We start from the raw sequence: 20,371 nt of genomic DNA, 5'->3' as shown, positions 1-20,371 counted from the left end.
CGGGTACAAGCCACACAATAAAAAAGTTCGCTATCATTTTGAGCGGGATGAAAAGCCACACAATCTCATTTACCAATAAATCGCCTTAAATGAAATGATAAAAGTGAGTACGAAAAATTATGATTATAGATGTACCGACTGGAGATGATTTTAAATCCGCTGGCATTGATTTTTTAAATCTGGCTTGGGATACGCTGATAAGTTTATCTACAACACTTAAGGATGCGGAATATTTTTATAATGTGTATTATAGCGATGAGAATGAAGAAGTAATCGATCAATTGTCATCTGAGCAATATTGGAAACAAGCACAACGTCCATTGAGTACAGCCCTTTCCCTTATTCAACAAGGAACCGAATTTCTCTTAAAAGGTCATATTGCTACAGTTAGCCCGTATTTACTAATTTCAGGAGATCCGAGTAATTATCCCAGTAAATCTCATGAGCGCAATATCCGTTTTAGTGAATTTAAAACAATTGATGCACAGGATTTAGTCAAAGTTTATAATACCGTATCGACTGATCGATTACCAGATAACTTTCGACAAAGATTTGAAGATTTGAGAAGCAAGCGAAATATAATTATGCACACTGTAGATCCTGAATTATATATAAAAACTAAAGAGCTGTTTGTTGAAATTATAGAAATTTGTCATTATTTGATAGAGCCAAACTCGTGGATAAAAATTCGAGGACAATTCATTCAAAATGTACCTGAATCTGTTCTATATAGCCCTGAAACCAGAGAATTCTATAATTGGCTGGCTTTAGAAATAAACCTTGTAATTGATTTATTAACACCTTCAGAAAATAATAAATATTTTAATTTTAATAAAAAAACAAGACGTTATTTCTGTCCTAGTTGTTATAGTGGTTTTAGGGAAGATTACGAAGACGAACAGATTCCAAGATTAGCTCAACTAATACCTAATGAACCAACTAGCAACACTATTTATTGCCTTGTATGTAATGAATCTTATGAAGTATTGCGGGAAGATTGCACAGCTGAAGATTGTCTGGGTAATGTCATAGATCCTGATGATGGTACATGTCTTACCTGTGGTTCGGACAATTTTCGAGATTAATTGTTGAAATTGTAATAAATATCTTGTATGTATTAATTTCTTTATTTTTTTAATCGGACAAGAAATCTACGAAAAGTTTTTCGCTCAAGCTGCCATACAAATAATCTTGCAAAAGTATCAAATTTTATTGTTAATTGTTGACACTAATCAGGAGGAATCGTCCAATGGATAAACTAAATTATTATCAAAACATAATCAAGAAAATTCTCACAGAATATGCAGAAATTTCCTCACAAGTACCCGATCAAGACACAGAAGAAATATTGATGTTTGACGATAATAGAAGCCAATATCTTTGGTTTAATATTGGCTGGAAAAATGGCAAACGAATTAAAGCGATTTCCGTTTATCTTCGTCTAAAAAATGACAAAATTTATATTGAAGAAGATTGGACAGAAGCAGGTATCGCCACGGAATTAATGCGCGTAGGAATTCCCAGCAGTGAGATAGTTTTAGCTTTTCAACCTCCCGAAGTGCGTCAGTTTACCGAATTTGCGATCGCCTAAAAATTATTCTTTACTTTCTCGTCAGATGAGGAGTAGCTAAAATCGAATATTTAAATATACTTGTTTCCAAGTCATTTCTGTCACTTCATCTTTGGCTCGCCAGTTCAAGGTTTAGATATTTTCCGAGCAAAAGTGCTACAATGTAATCTTAGGGTTCAAAACAATCAAGGAGAAGAGCATGGTCAGCAAAATTGATCGCCAAGCATTTTTACAATCCTTAATCGTGCCACCGGGTAAAGAAATTTCTCTGCACAAAGACTACGATCCCGGGTTTAAGCCAGACTACATTACCAAAGAAGATGCCACGCTGCTGCTGCAACAGGGGATCGAAAAAATGGCCGAGTTTCAAGATAAACTTTATGCTCAGGATACCTATGCCCTGTTAATTAATCTGCAAGCCATGGATGCGGCGGGTAAAGATGGTACGATCAGGCACGTTATGTCGGGTTTAAATCCCCAAGGCTGTCAGGTATTTAGCTTTAAAGTTCCCTCGGCCGAAGAACTAGATCACGATTATCTCTGGCGATATTATAAAGCCTTACCGGAGCGGGGTCGTATCGGTATTTTTAATCGTTCTTACTACGAAGAATTATTAGTCGTGCGCGTCCATCAAAATTTATTGGAACGGCAAAAACTCCCCCCGGAAGACAGAACCAAGAAAGTTTGGCAGCGACGTTTTGAGGAGATTAATAATTTTGAAAAATATCTGGTTAATAATGGGGTTATTGTCCTAAAATTCTTTCTCAATGTTTCTAAAGGAGAACAGAAAAAACGATTTTTGGAAAGAATTGATCGCCCAGAAAAAAACTGGAAGTTTTCCGAAAATGATGTCAAAGAAAGAGCTTTTTGGGGTGATTACATGAAAGCCTACGAGGAGGTATTCAATCATACCAGTACCGAGTGGGCCCCCTGGTATATTATCCCGGCTGATCGCAAATGGTTTACCCGTTTAGCTGTGGGGGCGGTTATTTATCACACCCTCGAATCCCTCGGTTTAAAATATCCCACCGTCACCGAAGAACATCACCAAGCTTTACTGAAAGCCAAAGAAATCCTCGAAAATGAGCCAGATTAAAAATGGAAGAAAATCCCGAAAAAGCGATAATTGCCGGAAAATCGATCGTATAATCAATCTCGATTTTCAAGAATTACCCCTATGAATTATCGCATCGATCGCCGCACCTATGCAGAAACCTACGGCCCCACCGTCGGAGATAAAGTTCGCCTAGCAGACACGGAATTATTTATCGAAGTCGAAAAAGATTTCACCAGCTACGGCGATGAGGTAAAATTCGGCGGCGGTAAAGTAATTCGCGATGGTATGGGCCAATCCCCCATTTCTAGGGAAGATGGGGCGGTAGATCTAGTGATTACTAATGCCTTAATTCTCGACTGGTGGGGCATCGTTAAAGCCGATGTGGGCATTAAAGACGGCAAAATTTATAAAATCGGTAAAGCGGGCAATCCCCACATTCAAGATAATGTCGATATTATTATCGGTCCTGCCACCGAGGCATTAGCCGGGGAAGGGATGATTTTGACGGCAGGGGGGATTGATGCCCATATTCATTTTATCTGTCCCCAACAAATTGAGACAGCGATTGCGTCTGGGATTACCACAATGATTGGTGGCGGGACCGGACCTGCGACGGGAACTAATGCCACCACCTGCACCCCGGGAGAATGGAACATCTATCGAATGCTAGAGGCGGCCGAAGCTTTCCCGATGAATTTGGGTTTTTTGGGTAAAGGCAATAGCAGTCAGCCGGAAGGACTAGCGGAACAGGTAAAAGCGGGGGTAATTGGCTTAAAACTCCATGAAGATTGGGGAACCACTCCGGCAGCCATTGATACCTGTTTAAGCGTGGCCGATAAGTACGATGTGCAGGTGGCGATTCATACGGATACTCTCAATGAGGCCGGTTTTGTCGAGGCCACTATCGCCGCTTTTAAAAATCGCGTCATTCACACCTACCACACGGAAGGGGCCGGCGGTGGTCATGCTCCCGATATTATCAGGGTTTGCGGGGAAATGAACGTTTTACCCTCCTCTACTAATCCCACCCGTCCCTATACGACGAATACCTTAGAGGAACACCTCGATATGTTGATGGTTTGTCATCATTTAGACCGGAGTATTCCCGAAGATGTGGCTTTTGCTGAATCCCGCATCCGCCGCGAAACTATTGCCGCCGAGGATATTCTCCACGATTTAGGGGCTTTTAGTATAATTTCCTCCGATTCTCAAGCGATGGGACGAGTGGGAGAAGTAATTATCCGCACTTGGCAAACTGCCCACAAAATGCGGGTACAACGGGGCAGACTGACCGGGGAAACGGGAGAGAATGATAATCTGCGGGCAAGACGATATATTGCTAAATATACGATTAATCCTGCTATTACTCATGGTATATCCGATCATGTCGGTTCCATCGAGGTGGGCAAATTAGCCGATTTGGTTCTCTGGAAACCGGCATTTTTTGGCGTAAAACCGGAAATTGTCCTGAAAGGCGGTTTAATCGCCTGGGCGCAAATGGGCGACGCTAATGCCAGTATTCCCACACCCCAACCGGTTTATATGCGTCCCATGTTTGCCTCTTTTGGTGGTGCGATCGCCAAAACTTCCTTGACATTTGTTTCTAAATATGCTATGAAAGCGGGCATTCCTGAGAAGTTAAAGCTGAAAAAAACCGCCGTGGCCGTGTCGAATACGCGCAATATCAGTAAGGCCAGTATGAAGCTGAATGACGCTTTACCGCGCATGGAAGTTAATCCCGAAACCTACGAAGTGCGTGCTGACGGGGAATTATTAATCTGTGAACCTGCTACGGTTTTACCCATGGCCCAACGCTATTTCTTATTTTGAATTCTGGTTTTTTTAAAACCCTATTTTTTTGGCGTTTTGGAATGCAGGAGGCAAGAGGATAGGCGGTTAAAATCCGTCTTGGCTTCTGCTTGAATGAGAACTATAATGGCGAGACTATCATATTTGATCTTAAACTGTGCCAAAAACGTTCAAAATCGAAGTCAAGAGCAAGAAACCCACGCCAAATCAAAATTATGACGTATGACGTGGGAAGATGTCACATTTTTCAGGCAGCGGATGGCACCAAATTCATCAGCTTAAGATAAGGTTGTTGAAAAGTATGAAGACGGCGCTCGTCACTGCTAAGAATTCCCTGCTTATAATCCCTTGAGTTATCGATTGAAACCATTCCTAGCTGGACTGATTCGCAGACAGGTTTGTCTTCATCCCAAACTTGAGTAACTAAGTTAGCTGAGGCTTTGCTACTCATATCAAATAGAATTTTCTCCAGACTGGCATTATCAAGTTTTCCCATAAAGGTATAGTTGGTAACCTTGGTTTCTGTAGAACTAAGAGGCGTGAAAACGTGCATATTTAAAGACATCCCAAACAGAGTGGACAAGGTTAAAAGTGGGAAAATCAAATAATGCTGGTAGCCATCTATCTTCAGTTTTCGATCTGCAAAAGCTGTGGTAAACTTTCTGACTTTTGCATCTAGCTTTTTCGCTTTACTGAGGTAAGTCGAATGGAAGTCGTCATTCCAATAATACCCATCAACTGCTCCATACTTGCCCAGAGAGTTGGGATGGACATCCCAGATGTGGTAGCTATCTAAAGTATTTTCAACGATAATTTTCCAGTTGGCTTTAATGATCATTTCTTGACAGTCAACTTTCTCACCCATTGACTCTGAAAAATCTAATAACCGACTATACATCCCTCCTAAATACTCTTTGAGGGTCAGACCATCATCATTTTTTTTCACAAAAACAAAGGAGCCACAAGTATCAACTAACCATTGTTTCAATTGGAAAGATTCCGGTGTACAATCGGAAAAATCGAAGCGGGACTGTAAGGGAATGTTAATCGGGATGCCAGCACTGTCATAAATCCATCCGTGGTAGGGACATCTAACTGGCCCATTCCCCTTTTCCTCTTGATGAATCTTACTAAAACGATGGGAACAGATATTATCAAACGCTCGTAATTCTCCACGAAAATTCTGGACAAAAATAGCTTGTCCTCCTAGATCTTTAGCAATATAGTCATTATGATTTTCTAAATCGGTGGTCAATCCGACAAAGTTCCAAAGGTTTTGAAAGAGAACTATTTGCTCTTTCTTGAAAATCTCGGGATCGGAATACCAAGAAATCGGCACAAGGGTTTTCATTGTTAATTCTCCTCTTCAAGATTCTAGTTTTTAATTATAAACCTCAATCTTTATGGACTTTCTCAAGTCTGAAAAAATTAAGCTTGTTTTTATAATTCATAGGTAATACAAATTAGTTTGAGTTCTTTTTCTGCATCTTCAAGTAGCGTCCGCAGCCAAGTAATGCGATATTCAAGCTCCTCCTTATACTGGACAATCTCTTCTAGGGAACTGGAAGTCAGAGAAGCAACCGACTTAGGTGCCTGTTGAAATTCGCCTTGCATCTGAGCGATAAAATCTCCGACTTCCCCTTCGGGTTGCTCGACTTCTGCTCTCTTTTGACTCACTTTTCTTGCTAGTGCTTGATTTTCTTCGAGAGCCTCTTCAAGTGCTTGTTGTATCCGAATTAGTCGAGATTGCAAACCTTCGTTGGAGAGCTTCTGCTCTGCAAGAGTATTCTCAAGTCCCGTCAGTTCAGCTTGCAAGCTTTCTCGGATTGTTCCTTGCTCCTCAAGTTTTTGTTGTAGCTCGCTCAAGCTTGTTGAGAGAGCTAACTTCAGATGAGGGAAATAGCTCCCTACTTCCCTCATCTCTTTGGGCAAAGCTAGTGACTCTAGATGAGTGGAAGGATTAAAATCTCCACTCCCTAATGCCCTCAACTCAAGCTGAATCTGATTGAAACCCCGCTCCATTTGATTAATTGTTATTAATTCCAAAGCAAAAGTAAATCCTCCTACAAGAATAGCCACAAGGAACGCTAGGAAAATCTGCCACGGCAGTTGGGATGGGAGAAGATTACTAGACTGCTGCTGAAGTTGGAGCGAGGCATGAATTGCTAGAAACACGGCTATAAAGACAGATAAAGTAACGATAATAGCTATCAATATCTGTTGTTTTTTGAGAGAAGCTCTCTGAAAATCAAGAAACATTATTTGGCTTTTTTGCAGGAACTAACAGTATAGTCTTTAAAGACTATACTGTCTGGGGATTTAGGGATTTTTACTAAATTGGGTTTGGGCAATTTGCTGAGTTGCTTTTTCTTTGTAGGTCTCGAGGATTTATCCTAATTTATCGTCATCTTCTTCTATCAGCATATCTAAAGTGGAAAGTTCGCTGGCGACCTCTCCTTGTTCTGCCGCCAGTAAATTGGCTGCTCGATAGGCTTCTGCCGCTTCTTTGGTAAATCCTTGACGAGTATAAAGATCCCCCCATAATTTTTGTTTTTTGGCTTCTATGGGTTTTTTGTTCGGCAGATCGCGTAAAATCTCTGCTGCTTCATCGAGAGCATTGCTTGCAATTAAAGCCTCTATATAACCCATTTTGGCAACGACAGGAATTTTAGGATTTAATTGCTGAGCACCTTCAAAATTTTTGCGGGCGAGGTTATATTGTTTTTGTTTTAGGTAGATATTTCCTAGGGCTTGATAAGCACTCCAAGCTGTTGGATTCATCCTCAGTGCAGACTCGATTTCATCAATTGCTGCCTTTGTATTTCCTTGTTCTTGGTAAATCTGAGACATGAGCAAGCGCCCTGGAGTTAACTGAGGGTTAAAGACCAGTGCTTTTTGAACTTGCTCTTTAGCTTGAGGGTATTTCTTTTGCTTTAATAAAACCCTCCCCATCCCCAGATAACCAGCAGGGGTAGTAGGGTCGATATTAAGGGCATCTTTAAAAGCTTCAATGGCCGAGTCCAGTTCATTTTGCTTGTAGTAAACATTGCCAACGGCAAGAGCAGCTTTAGCCATCATTGGGTCAATTCTCCTCGCCGACCCGAAGTGGATCAAAGCTCCTTCATAATCTTTTTGTTTTAAACAGATGCTGCCTATACCAAGATGAGCTTGCTTAGAGCCTGGGTCTTTTTCAAGGATTTCTTCAAAAGCCTCCCGAGCTTCATCATAGCGCTTTTCCTTCATTAGTTGAGACGCTGTTTTAATTGATGAGCTTTTTTGAGTAGGCTTGGTAACTCGCTTGACTTGCGGCGTAAACGACATTGAAGGATTCCTCCACATCAAATATTTCCCTTCCGATTATACCGCTTCTTTTCCGAGTAATGCAATACCCAAGATTAACAAGGTCATCGCATCTTAACAATTATTAACAAAATGAACTTTATGTGATGTAAGTTGCCTACCCATAATTCAGGCATATTTGAGGAGAATTTGCCATCTCAGTTGTTAAGCAACAATCGACTAAATAGGTTAGGCTTAGGGTAAGCCTAACCGTTATCTCTTGACATTGCGGGATTTTTTAACTACATTGGTGGGGAACATTTTGTATATAGATACACATGATTAACCATCTCATGTATATTGTTATGGATAGCTGCCGTCATGACAGCTACTCTGCGGCATCAACTCCCAATATGGATCGGCTGGGTAAGGCTGAACGCCGGTATAGCTATGCTTCTTGGACATCCCCTTCCCACTATGCTATGTTGATGGGCATGGTTCCTCACAAAAGTCCTCGGGGCGTGTTTGCCTCTGAAGTTTATAAACAAGAATTTGCTAAATGGGTAGATCGTTTAGGAATCCCAGACTTGTCCTTTAAAACCTTTATTCCCCAACTCTCCTTACCGAAAGTCTTAAAAAACCAAGGTTATAAAACTATTGGCCGAGTTTCTCTACCTGTTCTCAACCAATTTACGAGTATTAATAAGTACTTTGATGACTATCGACTAATGCCCACTCACAATGAATTTGCCAAAATGGTTGAGGAAGTAGAATTTCCCGACGAACAACCTCAGTTTTACTTTTTTAACTTAGGAGAAACCCACTATCCTTATATGCTGGAAGAGGATGAACTGCCCCATATATCTGGAGTGCATGGAGTTTTTAAGAGAATGGACGATCTGCTGCAAACTGAAACCGAGACAGAAAAAAAAGCCGAAAAGTCATTTTTCAATTCAGCAGAAATGGAGCAGCTACACAAACAGCAAATTCGTTGTGTTGAGTATGTCGATGGTTTGCTAGGTGAGCTATTTCGTAAATGTCCTGCTAACACTCACATTATTGTCACTGCAGATCATGGAGAGTTGTTTGGAGAAGACGGTTATTTCGGACACGGGCCTGTGATGCACGAAAAATGCTTTGAAGTTCCCTTCTTAGAAGGATTATGTCCCCAAATTTAAAATAAAACCAAGACAAGGAATTGTTATATGCCAGTCATTACTTCTTATGAACCATTTTCCCTGCAACCCGAATACCTAGAAGCAAACCGAGAATTTCTACACAGTTTGCCCTTAGAAAATGTCAGCCAGGTTCTCGATCTTGCTTGCGGTACAGGAACTCTCAGTGAATTGCTCCTAGAAATCAAACCAGAGATAGGGATTGTTGGCATAGATATTTCGACAGAATCTCTCGAGATTGCGCGGGAATTATTTAAAGAAAAAAAGATGCTCGTTCAAGACCATGACGCACTTAATTCAGCTTTAAAATCCGGGCAAAGTGCTGTGCTGCTAAAAGTCGGTAGTGCTGATGATTTTGACTTAGAACCGGCAAGCATGGATCTCGTCCTGATGGGCAATGCCATCCATTTACTTCCCGACAAAGAGAAATTAATCCAAAGGATCAGTCGAGTCTTGCGTCCTGGCGGAATTTTTGCCTTTAATTCTTGCTTTTTTATCGGCACCTATCCCGAGGGAACAGAATCGATCTATACTGAATGGATGAAAGAAGCCTTAGCTATCGTCTCCGAGAAACTGCTCCAATTGCAGCAAGCTGGTCAAGAAGGCATTCGCAGAAAGCGCGGTAAGGGGAATCGAGCTTTTGGCAATGAATGGTTCTCTCCACTTCAATGGCGGGATTTGCTCAATAGTCACCATTTAGAGATTATTCAGGATAAGCAGCGTACTGTCATGCTGACCCAGCGAAGTTTGGAAACCATTGGCGCCTATGCAGGGTTTGCTGAAGTCGCCTTAAGTGGCTATCCGGTAGAGATAGCTAGTGAAGCTTTGCAAGAAGCGGCGGCAGTTACTTTAAACAATCTACAAATCAAAGAAATTCCCCGACTTTGGTTGGAGATAGTAGCCGTGAAAAACTGAACTTTCTAGAGGTGATTTTTGACTATTAATAACCTTAGATATTTATGAAAATTGGTTTATGCTTAAAACACCTTGCAACGCAATCGCCGGCTTTTTAGGCAGTGGCAAAACTACACTTTTAAGAAATTCCCTAGAAAAAGTCTTTCAAGAGAAGCGCGTGGCGATTATCATGAATGAAATTGGCGACTTGGGAATTGATGGTAAAGTAGTATCAGGATTTGAAAGTATAGATAAAGTAGTAGAATTGAACAGTGGTTGCGTCTGCTGTAGTGTTGACATCTTCTCTTTACACAACGCCTTTCGGGAAATTCAAGAACAAATAAAGCCCGATTTAATAGTCATAGAAACCACTGGACTGGCAAATCCCTTTCCCCTGATCCAGCGCCTCCATTATCTCGATGTCATTCTCGATTCAGTAATCACCTTAGTAGATGCTTCAGAGTTTTTGCGGTTGGCAGCCGAAGAAGAAGTACTCAACGAGCAGGTAAGGGCGGCAGATTTTCTGATCTTGAATAAGACAGATTTAGTGACAGAACTAGAAATTGAGCGAGTCGAAAGCCATCTCCGTCAATTGAATCAAAGAGCCCCCTTATTTAAAACTACTCACAGCAATATCGATCCCAAATTATTGTTCGCCCTAGGAGCTAATCTTTACAGAAGGCAATCAAAGCTACTGGAAACTCAAGTAACCAAATCTGCTCATGGTTTCCGCGACAGCCATCAAGATTTTTCCTCTTTTTCTTATCAGACAGAACGATTGGTGAACTTGGATAAATTCAAGCAATTTCTCGGAGAACTTTCCCCAAAAGTTTACCGTGCCAAAGGAATTCTCAATTTAGATGATAGAGCAACATCCTGTCTGTTTAATTTTATTTGCGGTCGTTTTGATTTTCAGGTTGTGGCCCCCGATATCTGCGGAAAAATGCCAACGCAAGCGGTTTTTATCGGTCGCAACTTAGAACAAGAGCAAACAGCTATCATCCAGCAATTACAGGCTTGTCAAGATAGTTAAATTAATCAAAATTAGAGGTTATGATGGATAAATTCAACTGCTTTTCTCTGAGTCCCATTGAGCTAGAACACCCTGGTTTAGCCATCGCCAGCATTCGGGCTGGGGGAATCGGGATACTCGATCGAGAATTTTGTCAACCAGAAAATCTAGAGCGAGCAATTAGTAATCTAGAGCAGGTTTTAGCTTTAAAAAATGCTCCTAGAGCAGCCGGACTGAGACTGAATTTAACACAGATCGAGCAGAGCAGCCAACTTTTAGCCAGATTGGAACTGGAATCTCACTGGTTGATTCTCAGTGGCTGGCAAGAGGCAACTGCTGAAACGCTCAGAGAGAAATTACAGCTTCTTTCTGGGGAAAATCGGCTAATTCTGCTGGAAATAACCGATGCCAATCAACTGCCTCTCTTATCTTCTCTGTTTCCTTTCCTAGCTGGATTGGTAGCCAAAGGACAGGAAAGTGGCGGTTGGGTAGGGGAAGATCCCGCTTTCATCCTCACTCAGAAATTATTGAAAACCTCCTCCCTGCCCATCTATGTGCAAGGAGGAATCGGTATTCATACCGCGTCCGCCTGTCGGGCTGCCGGTGCGGCGGGCGTCGTCTTAGACGATCAATTATGGCTGATGCCCGAATCTCCTCTTCCTGGAGAATGGCAAGAATACTTACGTTACTTAAACGGGCAAGAAGCGAGCGCCATCGGCGAGAGGTTGGGGCGCGCTTGTCGTGTATTGTCCCGTCCCGGTTTTGCTGCCGTTGCCAAGTTGCAAGAAATGGCGGGACAGATAGAGATTCAAGAAGAAGCCTCAGTTTCTGGCCAGATCTGGCAGCAACGAGCCACCTCCCTGATTGGCTGGGAAAATCCTGCTACTCAAGCTTGGCCAATGGGACAAGCGAGCGGGTTAGCGGCTGATTTCCGCAAGCGTTACCAGACCACGGGTAAATTTGTGCAAGCCCTGCTCAAGGGCAGTCAGGAACAGGTGCAGACAGCCCAGGAGCTAAAACCTCTACAAGCGGAAACTCCCTTGGCAGTTTCCCACGGCACCAAATATCCTATTGTCCAGGGGCCAATGACTAGAGTCAGCGATACGGCAGAATTTGCCCATGCAGTTGCTCGCTCAGGCGGACTGCCCCTCTTGGCTTTGGCTCTGATGCGGGGAAAACAGGTCGGGGAACTGTTGCAGAAAACCCAAGCCCTTCTCGGAGAGCTACCTTGGGGTATTGGCATCCTTGGCTTTGTTCCACAGGCAATTAGGGAAGAACAACTGCAAGAAGTCCAGAAAATTAAGCCGCCTTTTGCCTTGATTGCCGGGGGCAGGCCGGATCAGGCAGCGAGGTTGGAAGCCCAAGGAATTGCCACCTACCTCCATGTTCCCGTGCCAGCACTCCTGAAAATGTTCCTCGAACAGGGGGCGCGGCGGTTTATTTTTGAAGGGCGAGAATGCGGAGGACACGTGGGGCCACTGAGCAGTTTTGTCCTCTGGGAAAGCATGATCGCTACCCTGTTAGAGAAAGTACCAGCTGGAGCAGAGCAGCAAATTCACGCCATCTTCGCCGGTGGGATTCATGACGCTCTCTCGGCCGCTATGATCAGTGCCATGGCCACTCCTTTGGCAGTAAGGGGCATGAAAATTGGCGTGTTAATGGGCAGTGCCTACCTCTTTACTGAGGAAGCAGTGGCTTGTGGAGCAATCCTGCCAGAGTTTCAAGCCCAAGCCCTCAGTTGCCAATCGACCATCAACTTAGAAACCGGACCGGGCCATGCCAGCCGTTGCGCTGTCACCCCATTTGCCCGCGAATTCTACGACACCCGCCGGCAAATGGCAGCCCGGGGCAGTTCTGCCGAAGAAATTAAGAACGTTTTGGAAGACCTGACTCTAGGACGGTTACGGATAGCTACCAAAGGTTTGCGGCGCAATGAGACAGGCCAAATAGTCTCGGTCAACCAAGAGCAACAGGTTAGCGAAGGGATGTACATGATCGGTCAGGTGGCAACCATGCGCCATCAAGTGATCAGCGTCAGTAGCTTGCACCAAGAAGTAGCTGAAGGCAGCGGCCAACTCCTGACTTCTCTTTCCCCAGCAGGTGAAGAGAAAGTCCCCGCTCCAACCCGACCCTCAGATATTGCCATCGTTGGCATGGCGACCCTCGTTCCTAAAGCAGACGCACCGGAGACTTTTTGGAAAAACATCCTCTCCCGGGTAAAAGCTATTGGCGAAATTCCCGCTCACCGTTGGGACTGGCGTTTGTACTACGATGCTGACCCACAAACACGAGATAAGGTCTATTCCAAATGGGGTGGTTTCATCGATGAGGTTCCCTTCGATCCTCTGCGCTTTGGGATTCCTCCCGTATCTCTCAAGTCCATCGAACCACTACAGCTATTGACTTTGGAGGCTGTGCGAAGAGCCTTAGAAGATGCGGGTTACGGGGGAGGAGATTTCGACCGAGAACGTACCTCAGTCATCTTGGGTGCGGGCGGAGGGATAGGAGATCTGGGCGGGCAGTATGCAGCGCGAGCAGAAGTGCCGAGGGTGGTTGAAAATCCCTCCCCACAGATCTGGGATCGTCTACCAGAATGGACGGAAGAAACTTTTCCAGGTTTACTGTTGAATGTGGCAGCTGGCAGGGTTGCCAACCGTTTTAACTGTGGAGGCTCTAACTTCACTGTTGATGCGGCCTGTGCTTCTTCCTTGGCTGCTATTGACCTAGCAGTGACAGAATTGGAAACGGGACGAAGCAATCTCTGTATTGCAGGGGGCATTGACACAGGGCAAAGCCCTTTTGCTTATTTTTGCTTTAGCAAGACCCATGCCCTCTCTGCCCAAGGTCAACCCCACTCCTTCGATAAAGCTGCCGACGGGATTGTCATCAGCGAAGGTATTGCCATCGTTGTTCTCAAGCGTCTGGCAGATGCGGAACGGGATGGAGACCGAATTTATGCAGTTATCAAAGCGGTCGCTGGTTCCAGCGACGGTAAGGCCTTGGGTTTAACTGCTCCCCTGCCAGCAGGACAAAAGCGAGCGCTACAGAGAGCTTACGACAAAGCCGGATTTTCTCCCGCTAGTCTAGGACTCTATGAAGCCCACGGCACGGGGACGGTGGCCGGCGATCGAGCAGAATTAGAAACAATTACCAGTTCTCTACAAGCCTCCGGGGCAGGGCAAAAATCCTGCGCTATTGGCTCCATTAAAACCTTGCTCGGACATACTAAAAGTGCCGCTGGGGTCGTTGGACTAATGAAAGTAGCCCTCTCTCTACATCACCAAGTCCTACCCGCTCACTTTGGGGTTGACACCCCCTTAGACCCGATTGTGGAGCCAGAAAGCCCGGTCTATCTCTTAAAAGACAATCATCCTTGGCTGACTAATCCCAACCAACCTCGCCGGGGAGCGGTCAGTGCTTTTGGCTTTGGGGGGACGAATTTTCATGCCATTCTCGAGGAGTATGGGGGAGCAGTTCAGAGACCAGCCGTGGGAGGAGATAACTGGCCTTGGGAATTGGTGATCTTGGCTGCCGAGAATCGCCAAGAATTATTGCCAAAAGTGCGGTCTCTGCTGACAGCTTTGCAAGGAGGAGCAAAACCGCGACTGGGAGATCTGGCCTACAGTTGCGCTTTAACAGCGACAAACCACCTAGGCAGGGGAGCAACCCTAGCCATCGTGACCAGTAATTTGTCAGAGTTAGTCGCCAGCTTGTCCTCGGCTCTTAGTTATCTGGCAGGCGATTCTGCCAGTCCCCTGCCCCCTGAGATTCAGTTCTCCGAAGGCCACACCCCCACTGGGACAAAAGCTCTCACTGCTTTTCTCTTTCCGGGGCAGGGGGCGCAATATCCCGGCATGGCCAGGGAAGTTGCTCTCTATAGGCAAGAGATGCGCCAAGCTTTGGAATTTGCCGACAGCCATCTGGGCCATCGCTTCCCAAAATTGCTGAGTCAGTATATCTATCCCCCCAGTGCCTATTCAGAAGCGGCCGAAATTAGCAATGAACAACAGCTTAAACAGACTCAAGTAGCTCAACCCGCTCTAGGAGCCGTGGAATCGGGCTATCTAGCCTTGCTGGCCAAGCTGGGCATTAAGGCAGATTTGGCAGCAGGACACAGTTATGGCGAATATACAGCCCTCTACGCTGCCGGTGTGCTATCCCAAGCTCAATTTCTCAATCTTTCTGCCCTTAGAGGCCAGATTATGTCCCAAGCTTGTCAGGGGGTTGAGGGAGCTATGGCTGCCGTGCAAATCACCCGCGAGGAATTGGCACAATATCTTGACAGTTTTCCAGGAGTTGTGGTAGCCAATCACAATGCTCCCCTTCAGTCCGTCATTTCCGGACCACAAGCAGCGATCGAACAAGCAATCAACAGTTTGAACGCGGACGGCATTACCGCTAGAAAGCTGCCTGTGGCCGGAGCTTTTCACTCGCCCTTGCTGGCAGAGGTTCAGGAAGAGTTGACCCGTCAGTTAAATTCTGGCTGCTTTGAGTCCCCCCAGTTTCCTGTCTATGCTAACGCTACAGCCCTTCCTTACCCTTCAGATGCCGATGGCATCCGTGGCCAGTTAAGCCAACAGGCTCTCCGTCCAGTAGAGTTCGTCAGTCAAATTCAGGCTTTATATGAAGCTGGCGCTCGCACCTTTATTGAAGTCGGTCCAAAAAGCATCCTGACCAAGTTCGTCGGTCAAATTTTAGGAGACAAAGAGCATACTTGCGTATCTTTAGATGGGCAAGGGGGAGGACTGCGAGGCTTTCTGCTGGGCTTAGGGACTCTAATTACCAGAGGGCTAGAGGTGCAACTCCTTTCTCTGTTTGTCGGACGCCAAGTCCAGCAGCTGCAATTATCTCGACTGGCAGAGCTAACGAGCCCCTCTCAATTAGCACCCACCACTTGGCTGGTTAACGGTGGTGGTGTCAGGTCATTAGGAGCTACCAATAGTTATAGCGGCAAGCTCCCCCCCCTGTCCTTGGCAACGTCTATCCTAGGCAGACAAGACAAAAAAGGGCAAAACGGTAACACCGAGGCGAAGCCAGACTCAGGGATAGAGCGATTTGAGCCAGTCAAGCCGCCTAGTCCTGCCCCTCATGCCCATTCCCCTTCCCAACTCACCGGGTTAAACCCCATAGTTCCTACTAATTCAAATCCGCAACCCAAAATCGAGCGAACAATGTCTGAACAAAATTTTCCCCCGCTCTCCCAACCGGCAACTCCACAGACTTATTCTACTAGCCAAGAACCCTCAGTTGCTGGCTCGGTGGCTTTACAAGCCTATCAAGCTTACCAGCAGACCATGCGTCAGTTTTTGACTCTTCAGGAGAAGGTAATGCTGCAATTTCTCCAAGCCAGTCAGGTAGAAGGAATGACTCCTTCAAGATTGGTGGCTATGCCAGAGCGGAGCCGGCCGGCAGCCCAACCTGTACTTTCCCTTGGCTCCAATGGAGGGGGAAGTGCTAACCTCTCCCCTGCTTCGCCGCCAGTACCCCCCCGAATTTCCCCACCCCCTTCCCGACCCGCTGCACCGCCTCAGATATCCGTTAGTCCCACATCGGTTAGTCCCACAATTGAGCAGCAAGAGCCAGTGCTCAAGCCCCAGCCAGCAGCAGCATCTCCCAATCTGCCAACCCCTGCCGATGCCGTTGTCCCCTCTGTCCTGCTCGAACGGGAGAGTGTGACCAAAACTCTCTTGCAATTAGTCAGTGAACGCACTGGCTACCCAATTGATATGTTGGGCTTGGATCAGGATTTGGAAGCAGAACTAGGAATTGACTCGATCAAGCGAGTGGAAATTTTGGGAGCAATACAGAAAAGTTTGCCCGCTGCTGTCGCTGAAGGTATGCAGTCCCAGATGGAAAATTTGACCAAGGTTAAATCCCTCAACGGCATTGTTCAACAAGTCTTATCCCTCTCACCGTCTGGGACAGTGGAACCAGAAAACAGCTTGGGAAAGTTCTAGCCCAGGGAGAATCGATTCCACGTTACCTGATGCAAGCACAGGCAGACCCCCTACCCACCGGTCAGTGGCCGCTTCCCCAAGGGCTTTTTCTTATTACTGAAGACGAACTTAGCGTCGCTCCCTACTTGGCAGAGTCTCTGCGGCAAAGAGGGCTGGCGGTAGCACTGATTGAGCGAGCTAGTTTGCCAACACCAAAGGCGTTAGCTGAGGCAGTCAGCAGGGAACGGGAAAAACATGGGCTGGTCGCCGGGATTGTCCACTTGGCTGCTTTAAGCCAAGCGGCTGAGCCAACTACCCTATCTGAGTGGCGGCAATATACGCAAATACAGGCTAAGAGCTTGTTTTACCTGCTCCAGTTGTGTGCTGACGACCTCCGCAAAGGGCAACAGCCAGGCCGCGTCCTCATGGCTTCCTGTTTGGGAGGACAGTTTGGCAGGGATGGTAACTGGGGGACGAGTTTGCCAATTGCCGGTTGTGGCAACGGGCTTTTGAAAACCCTAGTAGCTGAGTGGCCTAACCTCCATGCCAAGGCAGTAGATCTCGATGCCCACCTTTCCCCAAAGGTGCTGGCAGAATGCCTCGTCTCAGAACTGTTATTACCTGGGGGGCGCATCGAAGTTGGCTATCCCCAAGGACAACGTACCACTTTCCGCACCCAGCCGGCTCCTTTCTCATCCCGGGCAACTGTTGCCAAATTTACACCCACTCCCGATTGGGTCGTTTTAATTACAGGCGGCGCTCGCGGCATTACTGCGGAAGTAACCAGCGATTTAGCCTCCTTTGGCCTGACGATGATTGTGGTGGGACGGGCTCCTCTAGAGAACGAAGCAACAGCCCATATTGAAGATGTAACTGGCTTGCGTCAATTCCTACTGGCTCAGGCTCGTTCCCAAGGCAAGTTGCCCACCCCCGTTGAGATCGAGCGCCACATCCAGTTAATCTTGAGGGAGCGGGAAATTCGGGCTAATTTGGCACGATTCCGACAAGCAGGGGCAAAGGTGGAGTATATAGTAGCAGATGTGAAGGATGAGCAGGCTTTTGCTGCCGTTATTGAAGGCATTTACTCCCGCTACGGACGGTTGGATGCTGCCATCCACGGGGCGGGAATTATTGAGGACAAATTGATTGTCGATAAAGAACTGGCTTCCTTTGAGCGGGTCTTTGATACGAAAGTGGATAGTGCCTTGATCCTCAGCCGCTATCTGCGTCCAGAGTCTTTGAAGTGGCTGGTTTTCTTCAGTTCAGTTGCCGGTCGCTACGGTAATCGTGGGCAATCTGACTACGCATCTGCCAATGAAATTTTGAATCGTCTGGCCTGGCAGCTTGACCAGCGCTGGTTGAATACCCGCGTAGTCGCCATCAATTGGGGACCCTGGGATACTAAGGGCATGGCCTCTGAAGAAGTGAAGCGTCAGTTTCGGGAACGGGGAGTAATCCCAATTTCTCTAGTCGGTGGTCGCCGCTTTTTCCAGGAAGAATTGAGTTATGGAGATAAGGGAACAGCAGAAGTAATTGCCGGGGAAGCTCCGTGGGAAACCCATGAAGCTGAGGCCGGAAAACTCGCTCTCCTTCCCGCTAACCGTCCTTTTCCCTTCATTTCTACTGTCCCTCAACTGCAACCTGACAGTAAAGTGACTCTGGAACACATCTTTTCTCTAGAGGCAGATCCCTATCTTGAAGATCACTGCTTGGATGGCAAAGCTGTTTTGCCGGCAACCGGGGCCTTGGAATGGATTGCTGAATTTACCCAAGCTGCCTGGCCCGACTGGCAAGTTTGTGAAATCGTTGATCTGAGGGTCTTGCGGGGAGTATCCATGGCCGTCGAAGGGAGCCGTAAAGTTCTCTTCGTCGCCCGTTCTTCTAGTCACGCAGATGCAACGACCTTGCAGGTAACTGCCGAAATCCTAGAGCCTGAGACTAGGATGCCACTATATCGCGCTCTTGTTATTCTGCGCCCAGAGATAGAAGCTCCTCCCTCTCTTCATCCCGTCAAGCTCAAATCAGGCAGGAGTCTAGACCCTCAATTTGCTTACCTAGAGTATCTATTTCACGGCAAGCGATTTCAACTGATGAGTGAGATTATAGCGATTGACGAACAGGGAATTGATGCTTGGGTGAAGCCCAGCCAGCCTTCAGCTTGGGTAGGGCAAGATTCTGCAACTGCCGTCCCCCCTTGGCTGTTCGACCCAGGCTTTATGGATACTATACCACAAATGGCTTTAGTCTGGTCTCGGCTCTATCAGGACAGTAGTGCTTTGCCTTCCAAGCTAGGCAGAGTCATCCGCTATGGTAGTTCGCCCCTAACAGGCAGGCTACGGGTAGCTTTTCGAGTTGTCAGAAGTGATGCTCAGATGATTGTTTACGAGGCATCTGTCTTTGATGAACAAGGTCAAGTCCGCTTTTACCTGGAAAATCTTGAAAGTACCTGTAGTGCTGCCCTGAATCGCCTGAATGTTCAGTGGCGAGAGTCCCTTGAGAATCCTTCTTGATTTATCAGAAGGATTCTCAATAGACCTGTCCGAAAATTGAAGAGCCAATTCTTGACATCCTTGCCGTCCGTTTTACGGCCGCGATTCCCAAACCTCACGATTTGGGCTTCGTAGGTAGGTAAAATCTTTGCAGGAACTAGACAACACAATACTTGAAGCTAATGCTTCAATTCAAGCAAATTTTGTCACCCCCCTCTTGCCCCCCCGATGTCGGAGGGGCAAGAGGGATCCCACGAAAATTAACGCGCAGGCGTAAGAACCACCTCTGTTTTAGATAACCCAAGGAATCTAAAGTAAGTGGACTTGTTGAACCAAGAACCCATCGCGTGAGCGCGATGGGAGCGTCAATAGCGTTAAGATCTGGACTTTGCCCATACAAAGTTTTTGATGATTTTCTGCCCCCAAACAAGCTATAATGGTCGAAAGGTCGAATTTGAAAAATTTGACTTCAAACCCTATCTGCGTAAGGATTTCAGGAGTTTGTACCCAGTAATACTTTAGTATTGTATTGCTTTAAACCAGGCTCTGTATTGTTGGCTCCGTCCTTGACATCCTCACCGCCGTAAACGGACGGTGATTCCCAAACCTCACGATTTAGGCTTCGGCCGTGAGCTCAGCGTTCGACCGAGCTCACGCCGAGGTCCGAACGGTTTCTGCTTCTTTCCCGAAGGATTTTTCGCACCTGCCTTAACAGATTTACTCTGTTCTGGTCATCAGGTCGCTCCACAGACTGACACCGCAAGCCCTGCGGCCAAAATATTTTTACTGGCGTTAATATCTCGGTCATGGTGTGTCCCACAGTTCGGACAGTCCCATTCTCGAACATTTAACGGCAGCTCTTTCACAATATACCCACAATTACTACACCTTTTAGAGCTAGGAAACCATCTATCTATTTCGATGTAGTTTCTCCCATACCAACGGCATTTATAGGCTAATTGTCGGGTGATTTCTCCCCAACTAACGTCAGATATTGCCTGAGATAATTGCGGGTTTTTGACCATATTCTTGACGGCTAAATTCTCAACCACAATCGTTTGGTTTTCACGAACTAATTGAGTGGTTAGCTTATGTAAATGGTCTTTTCTGCTATCGGTGATTTGAGCGTGAATTCTGGCTACTTTGATTC

13 protein-coding genes and 1 pseudogene are annotated in these 20,371 nt (G+C 46.1%); 10 read left to right on the top strand and 4 right to left on the bottom strand.

Going from position 1 to position 20,371, the window contains the following annotated elements:
- Positions 1-119 precede the first annotated feature (119 nt).
- From O9334_RS00320 to ureC, 5 genes are all read left to right on the top strand, one after another.
- A complete protein-coding gene (locus tag O9334_RS00320) occupies positions 120-1,085 on the top strand; it encodes a hypothetical protein (RefSeq protein WP_045357512.1) in 966 nt (321 codons plus the stop codon).
- Between the two features lie 31 nt (positions 1,086-1,116).
- Positions 1,117-1,257, top strand: coding sequence for an element excision factor XisH family protein (locus O9334_RS22735; protein ID WP_194015211.1), 141 nt, complete (start codon positions 1,117-1,119; stop codon positions 1,255-1,257).
- A complete protein-coding gene (locus O9334_RS00315; protein ID WP_045357516.1) occupies positions 1,250-1,591 on the top strand; it encodes a XisI protein in 342 nt (113 codons plus the stop codon). The genes O9334_RS22735 and O9334_RS00315 overlap by 8 nt, the downstream gene beginning before the upstream one ends.
- 178 nt (positions 1,592-1,769) lie before the next feature.
- Positions 1,770-2,666 (top strand): polyphosphate kinase 2 family protein, encoded by an 897-nt coding sequence (locus O9334_RS00310; RefSeq protein ID WP_002761380.1) that lies wholly within the window; start codon positions 1,770-1,772, stop codon positions 2,664-2,666.
- A gap of 81 nt (positions 2,667-2,747) precedes the next feature.
- Positions 2,748-4,457 (top strand): urease subunit alpha, encoded by a 1,710-nt coding sequence (gene ureC / locus O9334_RS00305; protein ID WP_045357522.1) that lies wholly within the window; start codon positions 2,748-2,750, stop codon positions 4,455-4,457.
- A gap of 226 nt (positions 4,458-4,683) precedes the next feature.
- Here ureC and O9334_RS00300 read toward each other — a convergent pair whose 3' ends face one another.
- The 3 genes from O9334_RS00300 to O9334_RS00290 form a co-directional block, all read right to left on the bottom strand.
- On the bottom strand, positions 4,684-5,787 hold the full coding sequence (locus tag O9334_RS00300; RefSeq protein WP_287998305.1) for an aromatic ring-hydroxylating oxygenase subunit alpha: 1,104 nt from the start codon (positions 5,785-5,787) through the stop codon (positions 4,684-4,686).
- An 89-nt stretch (positions 5,788-5,876) separates the two neighbouring features.
- Positions 5,877-6,695 carry a hypothetical protein gene (locus O9334_RS00295; protein ID WP_190380233.1) on the bottom strand — a complete coding sequence of 273 codons (819 nt, stop codon included), beginning with the start codon at positions 6,693-6,695 and terminating at the stop codon, positions 5,877-5,879.
- Positions 6,696-6,824: 129 nt separating this feature from the next.
- Positions 6,825-7,757 carry a tetratricopeptide repeat protein gene (locus tag O9334_RS00290; protein WP_287998302.1) on the bottom strand — a complete coding sequence of 311 codons (933 nt, stop codon included), beginning with the start codon at positions 7,755-7,757 and terminating at the stop codon, positions 6,825-6,827.
- A 296-nt stretch (positions 7,758-8,053) separates the two neighbouring features.
- Between O9334_RS00290 and O9334_RS00285 the strand changes: the two genes are divergently transcribed.
- Genes O9334_RS00285 through O9334_RS00265 form a run of 5 tightly spaced genes read left to right on the top strand, consistent with a single transcriptional unit; the run spans position 8,054 to position 19,242 of the window.
- On the top strand, positions 8,054-8,893 hold the full coding sequence (locus O9334_RS00285; RefSeq protein ID WP_190380232.1) for a sulfatase-like hydrolase/transferase: 840 nt from the start codon (positions 8,054-8,056) through the stop codon (positions 8,891-8,893).
- A gap of 27 nt (positions 8,894-8,920) precedes the next feature.
- Positions 8,921-9,805: a class I SAM-dependent methyltransferase gene (locus O9334_RS00280; protein ID WP_287998298.1), complete on the top strand. Its 885-nt coding sequence runs from the start codon at positions 8,921-8,923 to the stop codon at positions 9,803-9,805.
- Positions 9,806-9,863: 58 nt separating this feature from the next.
- Entirely contained in the window at positions 9,864-10,817 is a 954-nt protein-coding gene (locus tag O9334_RS00275) for a CobW family GTP-binding protein (RefSeq protein ID WP_045357535.1), read from the top strand.
- A 23-nt stretch (positions 10,818-10,840) separates the two neighbouring features.
- On the top strand, positions 10,841-16,753 hold the full coding sequence (locus O9334_RS00270) for a type I polyketide synthase (RefSeq protein ID WP_287998293.1): 5,913 nt from the start codon (positions 10,841-10,843) through the stop codon (positions 16,751-16,753).
- Positions 16,754-16,782: 29 nt separating this feature from the next.
- Complete coding sequence (locus O9334_RS00265) at positions 16,783-19,242, top strand: SDR family NAD(P)-dependent oxidoreductase (protein WP_242017259.1); 2,460 nt, start codon at positions 16,783-16,785, stop codon at positions 19,240-19,242.
- A gap of 587 nt (positions 19,243-19,829) precedes the next feature.
- Here O9334_RS00265 and O9334_RS00260 read toward each other — a convergent pair.
- A pseudogene (locus O9334_RS00260) lies at positions 19,830-20,371 on the bottom strand (RNA-guided endonuclease TnpB family protein); the annotation flags it as partial.

Origin of the sequence: Microcystis sp. LE19-8.1F (assembly GCF_027531715.1) — a bacterium.
Lineage (GTDB): Bacteria > Cyanobacteriota > Cyanobacteriia > Cyanobacteriales > Microcystaceae > Microcystis > Microcystis wesenbergii_A.
The sequence above is the reverse complement of the archived record's forward strand: the minus strand, read 5'-3'. Positions and strand labels throughout refer to the sequence as shown.